At 60.1% G+C, this 14,986-nt stretch carries 14 protein-coding genes and 2 pseudogenes; 8 read left to right on the top strand and 8 right to left on the bottom strand.

Going from position 1 to position 14,986, the window contains the following annotated elements:
• The first annotated feature begins 571 nt into the window (after positions 1 to 571).
• Positions 572 to 757, top strand: a complete 186-nt coding sequence (locus NKH12_RS01375; protein ID WP_352951536.1) for a recombinase family protein — start codon at positions 572 to 574, stop codon at positions 755 to 757.
• Complete coding sequence (locus NKH12_RS01380) at positions 754 to 1,266, top strand: recombinase family protein (RefSeq protein ID WP_352951576.1); 513 nt, start codon at positions 754 to 756, stop codon at positions 1,264 to 1,266. The genes NKH12_RS01375 and NKH12_RS01380 overlap by 4 nt, the downstream gene beginning before the upstream one ends.
• Before the next feature lie 290 nt (positions 1,267 to 1,556).
• Here the strand turns inward: NKH12_RS01380 and NKH12_RS01385 are convergent, their stop codons facing one another.
• Positions 1,557 to 2,273: a pentapeptide repeat-containing protein gene (locus tag NKH12_RS01385; protein WP_352951537.1), complete on the bottom strand. Its 717-nt coding sequence runs from the start codon at positions 2,271 to 2,273 to the stop codon at positions 1,557 to 1,559.
• 873 nt (positions 2,274 to 3,146) lie between these two features.
• On the opposite strand from NKH12_RS01385, the gene katE reads away from it, so the two are divergent.
• From katE to NKH12_RS01405, 4 genes are all read left to right on the top strand, one after another.
• Positions 3,147 to 5,258, top strand: a complete 2,112-nt coding sequence (katE, locus tag NKH12_RS01390; protein ID WP_352951538.1) for a catalase — start codon at positions 3,147 to 3,149, stop codon at positions 5,256 to 5,258.
• Between the two features lie 20 nt (positions 5,259 to 5,278).
• The gene (locus tag NKH12_RS01395; protein ID WP_352951539.1) at positions 5,279 to 5,788 is read left to right on the top strand and encodes a DUF6894 family protein; all 510 of its coding nucleotides are present in this window, start codon (positions 5,279 to 5,281) and stop codon (positions 5,786 to 5,788) included.
• A 178-nt stretch (positions 5,789 to 5,966) separates the two neighbouring features.
• Positions 5,967 to 6,512: a cysteine hydrolase family protein gene (locus tag NKH12_RS01400; RefSeq protein WP_352951540.1), complete on the top strand. Its 546-nt coding sequence runs from the start codon at positions 5,967 to 5,969 to the stop codon at positions 6,510 to 6,512.
• Between the two features lie 26 nt (positions 6,513 to 6,538).
• The gene (locus NKH12_RS01405; protein WP_352951577.1) at positions 6,539 to 7,177 is read left to right on the top strand and encodes a DUF6766 family protein; all 639 of its coding nucleotides are present in this window, start codon (positions 6,539 to 6,541) and stop codon (positions 7,175 to 7,177) included.
• Between the two features lie 24 nt (positions 7,178 to 7,201).
• Here NKH12_RS01405 and NKH12_RS01410 read toward each other — a convergent pair whose 3' ends face one another.
• The 4 genes and pseudogenes from NKH12_RS01410 to NKH12_RS01425 form a co-directional block, all read right to left on the bottom strand.
• The gene (locus NKH12_RS01410; protein WP_352951541.1) at positions 7,202 to 7,600 is read right to left on the bottom strand and encodes a KTSC domain-containing protein; all 399 of its coding nucleotides are present in this window, start codon (positions 7,598 to 7,600) and stop codon (positions 7,202 to 7,204) included.
• A gap of 90 nt (positions 7,601 to 7,690) precedes the next feature.
• A complete protein-coding gene (locus tag NKH12_RS01415) occupies positions 7,691 to 8,854 on the bottom strand; it encodes an extracellular catalytic domain type 1 short-chain-length polyhydroxyalkanoate depolymerase (RefSeq protein ID WP_352951542.1) in 1,164 nt (387 codons plus the stop codon).
• A gap of 179 nt (positions 8,855 to 9,033) precedes the next feature.
• Positions 9,034 to 9,895 (bottom strand): annotated as a pseudogene (locus NKH12_RS01420) (hypothetical protein); the annotation flags it as partial.
• 158 nt (positions 9,896 to 10,053) lie between these two features.
• The gene (locus tag NKH12_RS01425; protein WP_352951543.1) at positions 10,054 to 10,551 is read right to left on the bottom strand and encodes a YciE/YciF ferroxidase family protein; all 498 of its coding nucleotides are present in this window, start codon (positions 10,549 to 10,551) and stop codon (positions 10,054 to 10,056) included.
• Positions 10,552 to 11,401: 850 nt separating this feature from the next.
• On the opposite strand from NKH12_RS01425, the gene NKH12_RS01430 reads away from it, so the two are divergent.
• Both NKH12_RS01430 and NKH12_RS01435 read left to right on the top strand, forming a co-directional pair.
• Entirely contained in the window at positions 11,402 to 11,569 is a 168-nt protein-coding gene (locus tag NKH12_RS01430; protein WP_352951544.1) for a DUF3606 domain-containing protein, read from the top strand.
• Positions 11,570 to 12,336: 767 nt separating this feature from the next.
• Positions 12,337 to 12,474: pseudogene (locus NKH12_RS01435) on the top strand (IS5/IS1182 family transposase); the annotation flags it as partial.
• 735 nt (positions 12,475 to 13,209) lie between these two features.
• On the opposite strand, the gene NKH12_RS01440 reads toward NKH12_RS01435, so the two are convergent.
• The 3 genes from NKH12_RS01440 to NKH12_RS01450 form a co-directional block, all read right to left on the bottom strand.
• Positions 13,210 to 13,566 carry a VOC family protein gene (locus NKH12_RS01440; protein WP_352951545.1) on the bottom strand — a complete coding sequence of 119 codons (357 nt, stop codon included), beginning with the start codon at positions 13,564 to 13,566 and terminating at the stop codon, positions 13,210 to 13,212.
• A 30-nt stretch (positions 13,567 to 13,596) separates the two neighbouring features.
• Positions 13,597 to 13,995 carry an SRPBCC family protein gene (locus tag NKH12_RS01445; RefSeq protein WP_352951546.1) on the bottom strand — a complete coding sequence of 133 codons (399 nt, stop codon included), beginning with the start codon at positions 13,993 to 13,995 and terminating at the stop codon, positions 13,597 to 13,599.
• 68 nt (positions 13,996 to 14,063) lie between these two features.
• Positions 14,064 to 14,861, bottom strand: a complete 798-nt coding sequence (locus NKH12_RS01450; RefSeq protein WP_352951547.1) for a helix-turn-helix domain-containing protein — start codon at positions 14,859 to 14,861, stop codon at positions 14,064 to 14,066.
• Positions 14,862 to 14,986: the final 125 nt, after the last annotated feature.

A 14,986-nucleotide genomic window follows, 5' to 3' on the forward strand; every position in this document is an offset into this window, starting at 1 on the left:
CAGCTATCGACTTGAACAATTTCAGATACTTGCAGTGTGTCAAACCCGAGCAGGTTGCGTGAACTCTCACTAGGCGAATGCATCGGCTAAAAACTCCTTGGCGACCGCAGCTGATGAACGTTTCGCCCCCTGCGCAAGCACTACCGCCATGAGTTGAAGATCGGCCACACAAAGGCCAACTCAGCTGTTGCCCAGAGTCTGTTCCGCAAAGCCACAGGCGAAGGCCCTCATCCGTTACCGCGGCGATCTTCTGGGCCAAGACCTGCATGGGCTGGAAGGAAACGATCGTGAACGAACACAGCGGTGAGCCAGTGCGTAAGATCACTCGCATCATCATCTCTCCGCCGGATTCGCAAACTCTTCGAGCAAGACGCGCCATCGCAATCGAACCTGAGCCGGTCCAATGGGAACCGGTCAGCTCACGCCAGAGGGTTTTGCTTGAGAGTCCTGTGACACGCCCCGCGATAACGAATAAATAACGAGCCCGAACAGACGGTTAGCTTGCTATCCAAGGCCGTGTGAGCACACTGCAAACGGTGGTTGCAGTTTGAACACGCCGGAAAACAGCAGCATGACGAGCGCGGTCGCCTACTATCGTGTCTCCACACAACGGCAAGGACGCTCGAGCTTGGGCATTGAGGCCCAACGTGCTGCGGTCGCCCGCTTTGCCGAGGCCGAGGGAATGATCATCCTCCAGGAGTTCACCGAGATCGAAACTGGAAGGGCGCAGATGCGCTTGACCGACGCCCACAACTGACAGCCGCCCTCGCCCTTGCGCGCCAGACAAAATGCCCGGTGGTCGTGGCCAAGCTCGATCGCCTCTCTCGTGATGTCGCCTTCATTGCCGGACTGATGGTCCAGCGCGTTCCGTTCATCGTCGCCGAGCTCGGCGCCGACGCTGATCCATTCATGCTGCACCTTTACGCCGCGTTGGCAGAGAAAGAACGGCGGTTGATCTCGGAACGGACCAAAGCTGCCCTCGCCTCATGCAGGACCACTGGAATGAAGCTCGGTAATCCGACCAACACAGTGGAAGCTGCAGCGAAAGGTCGGAAGATCTCGATCCGGGAGGCTGACAGATTTGCCCAGACCGTGCTGCCGATCATCGCCTCCATCCAGCAGTCCAGCATCACCAGCCTACGTGGCCTAGCAATCGCTCTGAACAACCGCGGCGTTCGAACAGCGCGCAACGGCCAATGGCAGGTCTCTAATGTGCGCAACATCTTGGCGCGGCAATCTACTGCCAGCTTTAATAGGCGGGAGTAACTAGCAGTTGCCGTACTTTCGACAATCTCTATTGGGGATTAGCCAAGCTCACTGCCGCGTACCGACGGAAATCGGCATGACAAATGTGAACACCGTCTGGTCAACATCAGAGGTCACGGACAGTGTGCCGCGATGTGCCTGAGCGATCTGCGAAGCAATGTAGAGGTCCCAGCCCGAGACCTTGAGGGCTAGATCGGGGCCCCCTCGCTAGAACGGCTGGAACAGGCGCTGCATTGTCTCGTGCGGAATGGGCTCTCCGGCTAGCATTGCCGCAGTTCGCTTGCCGACAACTATTCCTGCTGGAATTGACAGGGCCAATCTTCAGGCCTCGTCAAGCCAGAAGGCAACTCGGTCCGGGCGTCTCCGCAAGCCATGTTGAGCTGCCACTGGGACAGACCCGCCGAATTGGAAAGGTCGACGCCCTCGATACGGGTCAGAAAGAAAAAGGCGCGGTCAAAGTCTATCGGCGCGGTGAACGTCGCTCCTCGGAAGTCCGCCCGTGCGAGATTGGCAAACGAGAAGCGGCTGCCGCTGATATCGGCGTCATGGAACTGCGCACGCCCCAATTCTGCCTTTGTGAAATCAACATTGGTCAGATTGGCGTCCTGGAAATTCGAGCGCTGCATTTCCGCGCTCGCAAACACAGCGCCCTGCGCGTCCATACGGCTGAAGTCGGTCCTGTAGGCCTCGATTCTGTCAAACCGGGCGCCTTTGGCGGTCGAGTCGGCCAGGGAAGCACGCACAAGCGTTGCCTTCTCAAGATTTGCCGCAAGGAGATTGCTGTTCCTGAGGTCGGTCGAAGTGAAATCAACACCGAACAGGTTCGCCCCGCTCAGGTCCTGTCCTTCTAGGATGAGAAGCTTCTTGTCACACTCGTGCCAATTGACGCCAGGCGTCGCGGCTGCGTGGCAATTGTGAGCAGCAGTGGCGTTCTGCCAAGCAAACACAGTGCAAACCGCTAGAACCAAGCCGGATGCGGCGTAAGCTCTGGTTCGCCTCAAAGTCATTGTTGCTGGACCTCTGCTACTCGCCGACACTCACCCTTACCACATCTGCTGACACTCGAGCCACCGTGACCACCGCCGTCACAGTTAGCGCATTTCTCATATTCAAGCTCTTGACCCGAACCAGTCATTGCCGGTGCACGGCGGCGTCGTCGCCAGAGGGTGGTGAGCGGTCGCCCAGGCTGCGGCAAGAATGCCGGATGTGGTTTTGCCAAACCGCGGCAGCCATCGCACTGCTTCTGTTTCGAGCAGCGTGCTCATGGCGAGCGGATTCTTTAGTCTCCTAGTGGTCAAATCTGACGCTTGGTTCCGGGGTGCGTAAGGGTGGAATCTTGCCGTCTGAGCTGACTACCGGAATGTGAAGCTTGCGCCATATCCTCGCCTCACGCCCCGATTCCCCTGGCGACCGCATTCGCGGACGATGTGGATGTGACCCTGCTTACGCCTGACAAGCTGGTATGGAATGATAATCCTCTCCTGCCGAAAGGGGCTCAAACCGCCATCTTGGTGGGCGATCCGGCGAAAGCTGGCGACGTGTCCTGCTGCGCGCTCAATGTCTGTTAATGCCCTTGCAGCATCCGACGTGCGCTCCTGCCTATCGTATTTTTCTTGATGGGTTAAGCCTTGTCTTCCCGCATTTCCTGTCCTCGATCTGACGGTATGGCGTTCTGCTGGCGACCCGAACGATCGTCGCGAGATCGTGTTCCCCCAGACAACGAAAAGTCCGCGCCTCTGGCGGAGCGCGGGCCCGATGTTCCGGCGGCCGAGTGCTATTCTTCGAAATGCGGGCCACGTGACACCCACCAGGAACTTAAGTGGGTGTCCCAGCATTGAGGGAGACCTGAAGTCGCCCCCTCCTTTTCAAGGAATTCAAGCATGGCCAAGACAACCAGACAGTCGTCGGGCAAGCCCGCGACGATCCATGATCAAAAGCTAGTGCGGGGGAACGGAGGCGAGCTTCACCAGATCGCCGAAGGCGATAGCGAGATCCTGACGACCGCCCAAGGCGGCCCAGTGGCCGATGACCAGAATACTTTAAAGATTGGCCAGCGCGGACCGTCACTAATCGAAGACTTCCACTTCCGTGAGAAGATTTTTCATTTCGATCACGAGCGCATTCCCGAGCGCGTCGTGCATGCACGCGGCTATGGCGCGCACGGCTTCTTCGAGACCTATGAATCGCTAGCGGCTTACACCCGCGCGGATATCTTCCAGCGTGCCGGCGAGAAGACGCCGGCCTTCGTGCGGTTCTCCACGGTTGCCGGTTCGAAAGGCTCGTTCGACCTGGCGCGGGACGTGCGTGGGTTTGCCGTCAAATTCTACACCAACGAAGGCAATTGGGATCTCGTCGGCAACAACATCCCGGTTTTCTTTATTCAGGACGCAATCAAGTTTCCCGACGTCATTCATTCAGTGAAGCCTGAGCCTGATCGTGCCTTCCCGCAGGCCCAATCGGCACACGACAATTTCTGGGACTTCATCAGCCTGACGCCCGAATCGATGCACATGGTCATGTGGGTCATGTCGGATCGGGCGATACCTCGGTCCTTCCGCTTCATGCAGGGATTCGGTGTTCACACGTTCCGGCTGGTCAATGCGAAGGACGAATCCACCTTTGTCAAATTCATCTGGAAGCCGAAGCTCGGCATGCAGTCGGTCGTTTGGAACGAAGCGGTCAAGATCAACGGCGCTGACCCCGATTTTCATCGACGCGACCTCTGGAATGCCATCCAGTCTGGTGATTTCCCGGAATGGGAGCTCAACCTCCAGCTCTTCGATCAGGACTTCGCGGACAGTTTTGACTTCGACGTTCTGGATCCGACCAAGATCATTCCGGAAGAAATCCTCGCGCCGGTCCCGGTCGGCCGCTTGGTGCTCGATCGTATGCCCGACAATTTCTTCGCCGAGACCGAGCAGGTCGCGTTCATGACGCAGAACGTACCGCCCGGCATCGACTTTTCCAACGATCCCCTGCTGCAGGGTCGAAACTTCTCCTACCTGGACACGCAACTGAAGCGTCTCGGCAGCCCCAACTTCACCCATATCCCGATCAACGCACCCAAATGCCCGTTCCACCACTTCCAGCAGGATGGCCACATGGCGATGCGCAATCCGGTCGGCCGCGTGAACTACCAGCCGAATTCATTCGGCGAAGGCCCGCGGGAATCGCCGCAGCACGGTTTCCGGTCGTTCGCCGAGGCGGAGGAAGGCCAGAAAGTCCGTCTGCGCGCAGAGAGCTTCGCCGACCACTACAGCCAGGCGCGACAGTTCTTCAACAGTCAGACCGCGCCTGAGCAGAAGCATATCGCCATGGCGCTGTCCTTCGAGCTCTCCAAGGTCGAGACAACGGTTATCCGCGAGCGCATGGTGTCGCATCTCCTCAACATTGATGAAGGCTTGGCAGAAACTGTCGCTGACAAGCTTGGCATGAAGCAATTGCCCAAGCCCGCGGATGCGGCGGTCGCGCCGAGGGACGATCTCGAACCATCGCCGGCGCTCAGCATCATCCGGAACGGGCCTGACAGTTTTGCTGGCCGCAAGGTCGGTGTGCTTGTCAGTCCCGGCGCCGATGCAGCGCTGCTGAAGAACCTCCAGGCAGCGATCGAGAAGGAAAGCGCGGTGATGGAGGTCATAGCGCCCAAGGTGGGCGGCGTCGAGGCGGCGGATGGAAGTCTCATCGCTGCAAAGCACATGATCGACGGCGGACCATCGGTCCTGTTCGACGCAGTAGCGCTGATCCTCTCCGAGGAAGGAGCGGAGCGCCTGACGGGCGAGGCCGCGGCGCGCGATTTCGTTGCCGACGCTTTTGCTCATTGCAAATTCATCGGCTTCACGTCGGGCGCCGTCCCGCTGCTGCAGAAGGCCGGCGTCGATCCGGAAGCCGATGAAGGCATGATTGGTCTCGATGATCCCAAGGCGATTACCGGTTTTATCGAGGGCTGCCGCAAGCTGCGTCTCTGGAGCCGGGAAATGGCCGTCAAATTGTAGCGATGGTGACGGAGTTTCTCATGCAGATCATTCGAACCGAAGTTACCCAGGCAACCGCCCCGACCGGACAGCCCATCCTGCGGGTGATCTTCTGCGGCGAAGGCGGTGACTGCGTTACCGTCGACATGGCAGGGGTTGACGGCGGAAACAACGAGGCCGCTATCAATCGAGCGAAGGCGGTCCTGGTCCAGACCGCGACCTTCGATTTGGCTGTGAACGACTATGATGCCCGAAGCAATGGCAATTTTGACGAAGTCGCCGTCACAGCGGCGAATGACGAAAACGGCGGGCTCTACATCTTCGAGTATCGCGACGGTGGACGCGGCCGTCAGGTTACTCCGTCCAGGATGCCAACTTTAGAGGCTGCGCGGGAGGAAGCGGTTCGATGCGCTATCGATCTTCTGGTCGACCTTCAGCCGGGCACGGACGATCTTTCAGGTTGGCTCGTGCGCCTGCGCGACGAGAACGGCGAACTGCTGTACGCCATCGACGTGCAGGAAGCGGAAGCGGCCCGCCTGACAAGAACATGAACCGGCAACGGCTAAAGGCGGATTGGCAGAGATGCGAGGCTAAGGCGGGACCTCCCGGGCTATGCCCGCGCTCAGATAGAGACAATGCATCACCCGACCGCGGCCGCGGCTGATCATGGCCGCCCTAGGCCTGGTACACGGTCCGCTTGGTGAGAATTCCCTCCGTCTTTGCGTTGACATGCAGCGCCTGTTCGCGCCGGGCGGGCCTTGGGCCGTGCCGTGGGCGCAAAACGTGCTGCCGGTCATCGAGGAATTGACCGCAAGACATCCGCAGCAAACGCTGTTCACACGCTTTGTTCCGGCCGCTCGGCCTGGCGAAGGACCGGGCATGTGGGCGCGGTATTATCGGCGTTGGGCCGAGGTCACCCTTGCCAACATCGATGCCGGCCTCGTCGATCTGATGCCTTCTCTGGCGCGGTTCGTGCCGCCGGCAAGAACGCTCGACAAGCATGTCTATTCGCCGTGGGCTGAAGGCCGGCTCGACGCGATGCTCAATGGATCAGGGATCGACACGCTGGTCATCACCGGCGGCGAAACCGATGTCTGCGTGCTTGCCACGGTTCTCGGCGCCGTCGACCGTGGTTTTCGTGTCGTCCTTGCGACCGATGCCATCTGCAGTTCGGTCGACCAGACGCATGACGCGCTGATGGAGCTCTACCGCTCTCGCTTCAGCGAGCAAGTCGAGGCGGTGAGGATTGAAGTAATTCTGGAGAACTGGCGCTAGCCGAAGGCTCCGTGGGAGACAAGATCATGAGAACCATATTTCGGGACAACGGGCTTACGATCGCCCTGGTGGCGATGTTCCTGTTCAGCGCGCTCGGCATGATCTGGTCGGGGCATTCTGCCTATAATGAAGAACTTCGTGAGCATGGCTCGGCAGCGATTGGACTGTTGGCTTATTTGAAAAGCGGCGACTTCCTCTCGGCGCTCTTCGAAAACTGGGAAAGCGAATTCCTGCAGATGTCGGCTTATGTCATGCTAACTGCAATGCTGTTCCAGCGCGGTTCCGCCGAGTCTCGTGATCCCGATGATCCCAACCGGCCCGAGGACGAACTTCCGCCCGCCACCCGCAGGCGCAACCCGATCCTGTCGTGGCTCTATTCATACTCGCTAGGCTTGGCGTTGGCCCTGCTGTTCATCATCTCATTTGCCTTGCATTGGTGGGCGAGCTTGGCGGCCGCGAATGAGGAGGCGCTTCGGCACGGCGGCGAGGTTCAATCCCTGGGAGACTATCTTCTCGACACCCAGCTATGGTTCGAGTCCTTTCAGAACTGGCAGTCGGAATTCATGTCGACGGCCGTCCTGGTCCTGCTGTCGATTTTCCTGCGCCACAAGGGCTCCCCGGAATCAAAGCCAGCCGGCGCGTCAAACTCCGAAACCGGCGCATGAGTCTCCGCGTGCAAGCAACGATCGCTATGCTTCGGCAATCAGGCGGTGCCCGAAACGGTCGCGAAACTGGTCGTTGAAGAACCGGCCCTTTACGAAGGCGTTTCGGAACGCCGCATAGGTCTCCGGCGGCACAGCCTCGTAGTCATAACGCTTGCCGCTCGCGACGAACCGCCGTTCTAGTTCCGCCCGCCTTTTGCGCCAGTCCGGCAGGTCGATGTCCTCCACCATCACTTCGATGATGACGATGTCATCTTTGCTGGACCGCTCGCCATCCTGCCACTGACCTTCCGCGGGCGCCCGCAGGTAGGCCGTGACGCCGTCGAAACGGCTGGCAAGGTCTTCCTTCACGCGGTCGAAATCGTCCCGGCCAAATGGCTGGCCGGTGTTGTCCGCTCGGGGAAGCAGGATCTGGACGAGGTGCATGACGACCGTTCTCTGAAAAGCGGTCAACGATTGCAAGACCAACGCGTTCCTTTTCGTTGGTCGAAGCCGCTTGCGATTTGCGCCGTCCGCCTAGCGCATCAGGCCCGCTGCCCGCAGGGCATCCTCGATGATCTTCTTCACGCCGGGTTGGCCCAATTCCGTGTGACGCGGGAACTGATGGATGGCAGTCGGCTGCGGGGGCTTCGACTTCGCATTTTCTATACCTGGCGCCGGTGACAGGCGTAGTTGCCGTTGGCTGGCGGTCACTTGCGGCCTCGATTTCCGGGAGGCGCTATCCTCGGTTGCCGCGATCCCCCAAAACTGTGCGATCTCGCGTGTGGAGGCGATGCCGACATCAAGCATATAAGGTCCCGGAGCGCCGAGGCCGTTGCCGAGCGGCGTGCCGTGGCCCATCCCGGCGATCATGTTGATTTCGATCAAGGCCTCTCCCGCGCCGTTACGCCAGACCTGCTTTGCGTGCGATCCGGCAACTTCGCGACGCGTCGGCGCTTTCTCAAGCCGGTGGACTCCCCGCCATTGGCCTGCGATCGCTTCCGCGTTGGAAGGCGAAACCGTGTGGTCAGCGGCACCGTGCCAAATCGAAATCCTCGGCCACGGTCCCCGATGATCCGATGCGCCGCGGAGGGCCCGTTGCAGATCCTGTTCCGAAGGACCGCCGTGGCCGCGCATGCGATCGAAGGCCTCCGGGATTGTCGTTGCGCTGCCGTAGGGCAGGCCGGCGATTAACGCACCGCCGGCAAACACTTCCGGATAGGTCGCCAGCATGGCCGCCGCCATTGCGCCTCCGGCCGAGAGGCCGGTGATGAAGATTTGCCTTCGGTCGAGGCCGTGGGTGACGACCATCGTCTCGATCATCTGGCGAATCGAAAGCGCCTCGCCCGAACCACGCTTGGTGTCGCCAGGCTGGAACCAGTTGAAACAGAGGTTCGGGTTGTTGCCTCGTTGCTGTTCGGGAAAGAGCAGCGCGAAGCCAGCCTCGTCGGCGAGTTGGGACCAGCCGGAATGATGGTCATAGCCGGCCGCGTTCTGTGTGCAGCCATGCAGCACGACGACGAGCGGGGCTCCCTTGGATAGGTCATTGGGAATGTAGAACTTCGCTTCCAACCCGCCAGGATTGGTACCGAAGTCGGCCAGCGTCCGGAGATGGTCTGACGCACCGAGGTCGGCGGGATGTGCGCCATGTCGCGCCTGCAGCGCGGCGAGGCGGGCGATAGTATCGGAGATTTTTCGCAATGGCGCCGTCCCTGTTCTGACGCCCGGAATGGACGCAATCTGTGTAACGCAGTGCAGCAATATCGTTGCTGCACTGCACAATAGCAAGGGGGCGTGGCGGGAGATGGAGTCCGGCCGACCCTCTGAATCGGCCGGGAGTAGACGTCTTCAGCCTCGACTTGCCGTGAGATAGAGCGCGCGTCTTCTTCGTCGTCGCGCTGCTTGCCGCCTAACGCTGCTGCTGCGCTGGCGATGAACGCACCGATGATGAGAGACAGCGCGCCAACCAGCGCGAAGATGGCGCCAGCTTTTTTAGCTGTGTCGGCTGCTGGTGCTTGGACTTTGGCCGCCTCGACCTGAGCAAGCACCGCATCAACCCGGGCAGTAGCATCCGCTTGCGACAGGCCAGTGCGAGCGGCCACGAGTTGGCCCAGATAAGTCTTGTCGTCGGCCGAGACTTCGCCGGCCCCGCACTCGTAAAGAGGATGCGGGAGGCTTGTGCGGCTGCTGTCGCATCGCCCTCCGCGCCCGGCGCCGCCAGCCTGGAAGGATCGGGCGGGCGGAACAGCGCATCGAGGAAATACGAAGTCGCGTCGCTGCCTCCGTCGTTCCCGGCGTTTGCGGTCGCCCCTGCCGAGGCACCCATTGCTGCTCCCGAGGCCACTGTCGAGGCCGCCTTGACGCCGGTGCCGATTGCCAGCCGAACCGAACACGAACACGACCAGAAGCGTCGCCAGCGCCGAGGCCATGAATCCGTGCGCGGTATCCCGGAAGAACGTCTCGTCCGTATGAATGCCGACCCATTTGGTGCGAAGGCGCCCAGTCAGGTAACCCCCGAGCCCGGATGACAACCATTGCACGACACAGCGAAGGTGGTGACGCTGGCGCTTTCGTTGGACCATGGAGACACCATCGTGAGCCCGAGGCCGGACCCGAGAAGCATCAGGATGAACGTCAGAGTCGAGGCAGCGAAGGCGCCGGCGATGATCGGTCCCAGTTGACTGCGGATGACGAGGACTCGACCGGCGCGGCGACGTCGGTCGCCAGGATGGATGAAGCCATGGATTCCTCCTACCGCATGAACAGCGCGAGAAGGATGATGATCGGAATGGGAACTCCGAGCAGCCAGAGTAGAAGGCCACGACCCATGATTGTCTCCTAGCGAAAGACGGATGTTGGGGTAAAACAGCCACCCCAACACAGTTGGGGGCGGCTGGAATTCAAGCGGCCTTGGCCATTTCGTTGGCCGAGGCGTCCGCCAATCCGGTGAGCACCTCGTCTGTCATAGACTCTTCGCCGAGCGTCTGTTCGAGCAGCTTGGCGGCGTCGCTCATGCCCAAGACCTCGGCCCAGCGCTTCAGCGTGCCATAGCGGGTGATCTCGTAGTGCTCGACAGCCTGGGCAGCGGAGATCAGACCGGCGTCCAATGCGGGAGTTCCCTTGAACTCCTCTATAATCTCCTCGCCCTCCTCGATGATGCCGTCGATCGCGGGACACGTCTTGCCCTGTGCTCGCTTACCAAGGAGCTCGAAAACCTGCTGCAGGCGCTCGACATGACCGTCGGTTTCGTCCTTGTGCTTCTCGAAGGCTGCCTTCAGATCGGCCGATGAGGCGGCGCGCGCCATCTTGGGAAGCGCCTTCAGGATCTTCTTTTCCGCGTAATAGATATCTTTGAGCGTATCGAGGAAGAGATCGTCCAATGTCTTTTCTTTCGCCATGGCGGATTTCCTTTTGGTTCCAGCGTTTTTTTGTTGGCGTTCACGGGGTGTGAAACGCATGCTCAACAAGCGCACAACGCCGGAAAGGTTCCCTTGAGACGTCTCGCTGCACGTCACTCTGACTTCGTGGGGTGGTCGAGGCGCAGCTTGCGATCGCGCGCGCAATGATCCGCGCCGGCCGGCTGATCTTGGTGCTGATAATCGGCCGCAGGGAGAGCTCTTACAGCTTCGGCCCTAGATCACGGCGCAAGAGACGCGCCTCTCTCAGGATCGAGGCACGATCAAGCCCGATCAGCGATGCAATGTCCCGTATTTGCTGCTCAGTTGCACCTGACTGCTGCGCAAGTGAGCGCACATAGTCATCTGTCGGGCGGACCCGCCCTGCTTCTTCTGCCATCGGACAATGCCTTACGTTTGGGGCAGGAGTGCGATGCTCGCTCCCAAGCGTCAGCGCCCATTGTGCGTGGCTGGCGATCTCATACTGTACGCGCTCGCACAGATTTTAGCCAGTCGCCCCTTTTTGGTTGGCCTAGCTTTCGTCACTGAAACCCAGCAGCGAAGCATGGCGTATTTGCTGTGGTCGCCGCGCAGATGCTTGATGCGCAGCTTTACACCAGGCCCGACCCGCTGCGTCGCCGGCCGTTTCTTCATGGCCTCTGGCGGCGGCCCGGCCTGTTCCTGGACACGCTTCCACAGCAGGGGATTCGGTCCGATCCTCCACCGGACCCTAAGTCTTATCTGTTCGCAAAACAGGCAAGGACGTATCGCCCCTTGGAACCGCGGCTGCAGGCAGTCGTTGCTATGGTCCTTTCAACGTACCGTTCGCTTGAACCCTGGTAGGAAGACGAAAATGGAAGACAACCAGAATCGTTTGTCGGTCGACGAGTATTACGAGGTAGAATATTTTGCGCGGGAGAATGGCATCTCGCCAAGCCAGGTCAGCAGGCTGATCAAAAAGAACGGCAATGATCGGTCAGCCCTGACAAAAGCCGAGAGGGCGCTGCGAGAGGGTAAGTGAGATATCGGACGAACAACGAAGGCACGGGATTACGAGCCAGGGACCACGACTCACTTTTCTTGCGAAGGCCCGCTTCTTTTGCACGGGCAACGGGCACCGAAGGCTCGCAAATGCCGCGCCGGCGTTTCAATCGCACCCGCCTCAGCCCTCACGTGAGCGCGTGTTTGATCAGGTTTGCGCAGATGAACACATCGACCCTTTAAGCCGGGATGCCGAGCCTTGGCGGTGACGATTGTCGCAATCTTCCGAACATTACTACCAGTGAGCGCGAATTTCTGGAGGCAGTCCGGTCTCTTTGTCGCGCAAAGGGCGCAGAGAAAGCGCACCAGTTTGGCGGCGTTCCGAGGCGATAGTTCTAGTCCCGCTTTGGCACAGCCGGATTGGCATCGTAATTGCCCATTGAGTCTCGCCAGAGTGTAGCCACAGCGCCTGCGAAGGGGATGGAAATGGGTTTAGCCGAAGACCTGTCTGATGTTGCCCTCACATTCGATTGTCCGGATTGCTCGCATCCGGCGGTAAGGAAGGGCTCTGCGCTAAGAACGATCGCGCACTTCAGATGCGACGGGTGCAACGCCAAGGTGCGGATCACTTATCCGCAGAAGCTAGCGATCTTCGAAAGGCACAAGCTATTGGCCGCGCAAGGGGCGTTGCGATAACTCAACGCTGCTTTGCGGTTAAGAGCCCGTTTTGAAAGTTGCTCACCATGCCCATCACTCATTTTCGGTCATAGCTCATGTCTGACAGATCGGGTGCTTTGGTGCCGTGCCGTCGAACGCTTCTTTGCATGGATTGACCGTAATCGCAGGCTGGCAAAGGACTTTAAAGCAACCATCAATTCCGCCGCAACCTTTCTGTATGCCGCCTCAGTCATGCTGCTCGTGCGCAGGATTGCGAGGAACCAATGACTTTTAAAACGGACTCTCAATCAAGGTGCTGCCGTTTTGGCAAAGAGAGTCTCTTGGCTATTCTCCAAAGCTGGAACCTCCGAATCTTGGTCCACACGTTTTGGGTCAGCGTCTGTCGGGTCAAGTCCGGAAAAGGGCGGATGAGGGAAACTTGCGTTACCTGCGATCAAATTCAACCCGAAGTGGTGTGAGTTTGATTACAACGACCTCCAGGAATAGAGGAGGACCGTCTGGCGAAAGTCCAGCACCGGAGCACGAAAGCCCACCCGACGCGATGACCACGACGATTGGCGACATATACCGGCCGCTGGCGGCACTGTTCCGACACGTGCCCTTCGCAAAGTTACAAACCAGCGACCGGTATCGATCTGCTGGCCTGCTTGCACGACAGGCACCTTTGGCGGATGGGCAGCTTCGTAGAGCGTCATCGAAAACGAGATTGCCGATGCGGCCAGCCCGCCCAGGCCAGCGATCAAAAAAGCATACAGTCTTTGCCGTATTGTCGTTCGTGTCGGTTCCGTCATGCGCGGTGCGGTATGCGATGGTCCTCAGGCCAGCCTTATACGATGCGGGTCCTACGCCATCGGACAATAATTGTTACATCGCTTAAACAGCAGCGCCGGCACCTTTGAGGAGGTAGCGCAGCGACAACCAAGCCGTACAATCGGATCCTTGGTGGGCGTCCAACCCATTCGAAAGAGGCGTCGGCTCGGCTCGGCGCCCCTTTCCGCTTCCTCACTTCTCCGACCACACTGCCAGTTCGTAGCCGTCCGGATCGGAGAAGTGGAAGCGGCGGCCGCCCGGGAAGGAATAGGCGGGCTTGACGATCTTCCCGCCGGCCTCCTCGACGTGGCGCTGGGTCTCGTCGAGCTGGTCGGCGTAGAGGATCACCAGCGGCCCGCCTGCCGCCTTGCCCTGGCCGCCGAGGGCGAAGCCGCCAGTCAGGCGGCCGTCGTTGAACTCGCAATAGCTCGGCCCATAGTCCTTAAAAGACCAGCCGAAGGCCTTGCCGTAGAAGTCGCGCGAGCGCGCGATATCGCCAACGGAAAACTCGACATAGTCGATGCGCTTGTCGTTGCTGGATTTGGCCATGATCTTCTCCTTTCGTGGTCTTTGGAAGGCTCAGCGTTCGAGCATTGCCTTCAGGGTATTGAGGTCGCGCTGCACGGCCTCGGCGTCGGCAGCGAATATCTCCTCCGTCATCTCCGGCGTCCTCAAGAGCACGAACATGACCTCCGCGCCGGTCCCGTTGGGAACCACGCGCACCGCATTGCGGGTTTCCTTGTCCTCGGCAAAGACGATGTGATCGAGGACACCGAATTCATTGGGCCGGGAGAAGCGGATGCGGATGAGGCGGCCGTCGGGGTCCTCAGCCGTCCATTCCTCGCCCGATCTTTCGAAGTGCCGGCCGAGGCCTGCCGCCCAGCGCTGGAAATTCTCCGGGATGGAGGCGAAGTCATAGACTTCGCGCCAGTCCCGGTCGATGGGCACGGTGATGATGCGGGATTTGTAGACGGTCATATCTGCCTCCTTTCAACGAAGGCAGACTAGACGGAGCTGGCTGTGGCGTATTGAACGAAACGGCCAGTTCAGGCGCCGAGCTGTCGCAGAACCGTCGCGGGCGAGAAGCCCGACAGGCGCCGCACCTCGCGCGTCAGATGCGCCTGGTCGGAATAACCCGCCTCGAACGCAAGATCGGCTAGGCGCGGCTCGGCGGACTGCCGCGCCAGGTTCAGAAACCGCTGGAAGCGGAGAATGCGGTCGAGCGTCTTTGGACCATAACCGAAAGCCTCTTGGCAGCGGCGGCGAAGCGTTCGCGGGCTGACGTCGAGCCGGTCGAGGATCACCGCCATGCCCGGACCGGCCGATTCCGTTTTCAGCGCGTTGAAGGCAAATCCCATGTCCGCAGGCGGCGGCTCGACATCGGGCGCAAGCCTAGAGAGTGCCGCTTGCATCGCCCGCATCCGCTCCGTCGTGGAGGATGCATCGCCAATTCTCTGGGCGATTTCGCGCGCCAGCGCTCCCCAGAAGTGGCTGAGCGCCAACCGGCCGCCAACGATCTCCGACATCGGCAGGCCGAGCCACCGGCTTGCCGCACCCGGTCGGAAGCGGGTACCGATCACGGTAGAGCCAGGTGTCAGCGCAGAGAGGGCAACGGCCACGTCGGGGCCCGCTACAGCCAGATCGCCGTCGATCCAGGTGATGTCGACGCAGCCGTCGGGGACCACGGCCGATAAGTTCCCCGCGTCCGGGCGCAATGTATTGGACCAGACACACTGGAAATGCCCATCGAGTGCGGCCGGAGGATCGAACTCGCGGTACTCCCCGATTGCTCCAGAAAGGATGGGCGCCCCGGAAAGGACGGGTGTGTTGTCGTCAGACGTCACGAGCCTCTCCTGTGAGGAACACTTTCTAAGGCGTCGTACTCTTCGGTCCCCGAAATCTATTGCGGCTCTCGGCGATTTCTACCCCCGATCAGGCGGTTTGCCGGCCTTGTCCTCAAGCGGTCTCT

Origin of the sequence: Mesorhizobium sp. M1322, assembly GCF_040318085.1 — a bacterium.
Taxonomy (GTDB): domain Bacteria; phylum Pseudomonadota; class Alphaproteobacteria; order Rhizobiales; family Rhizobiaceae; genus Mesorhizobium.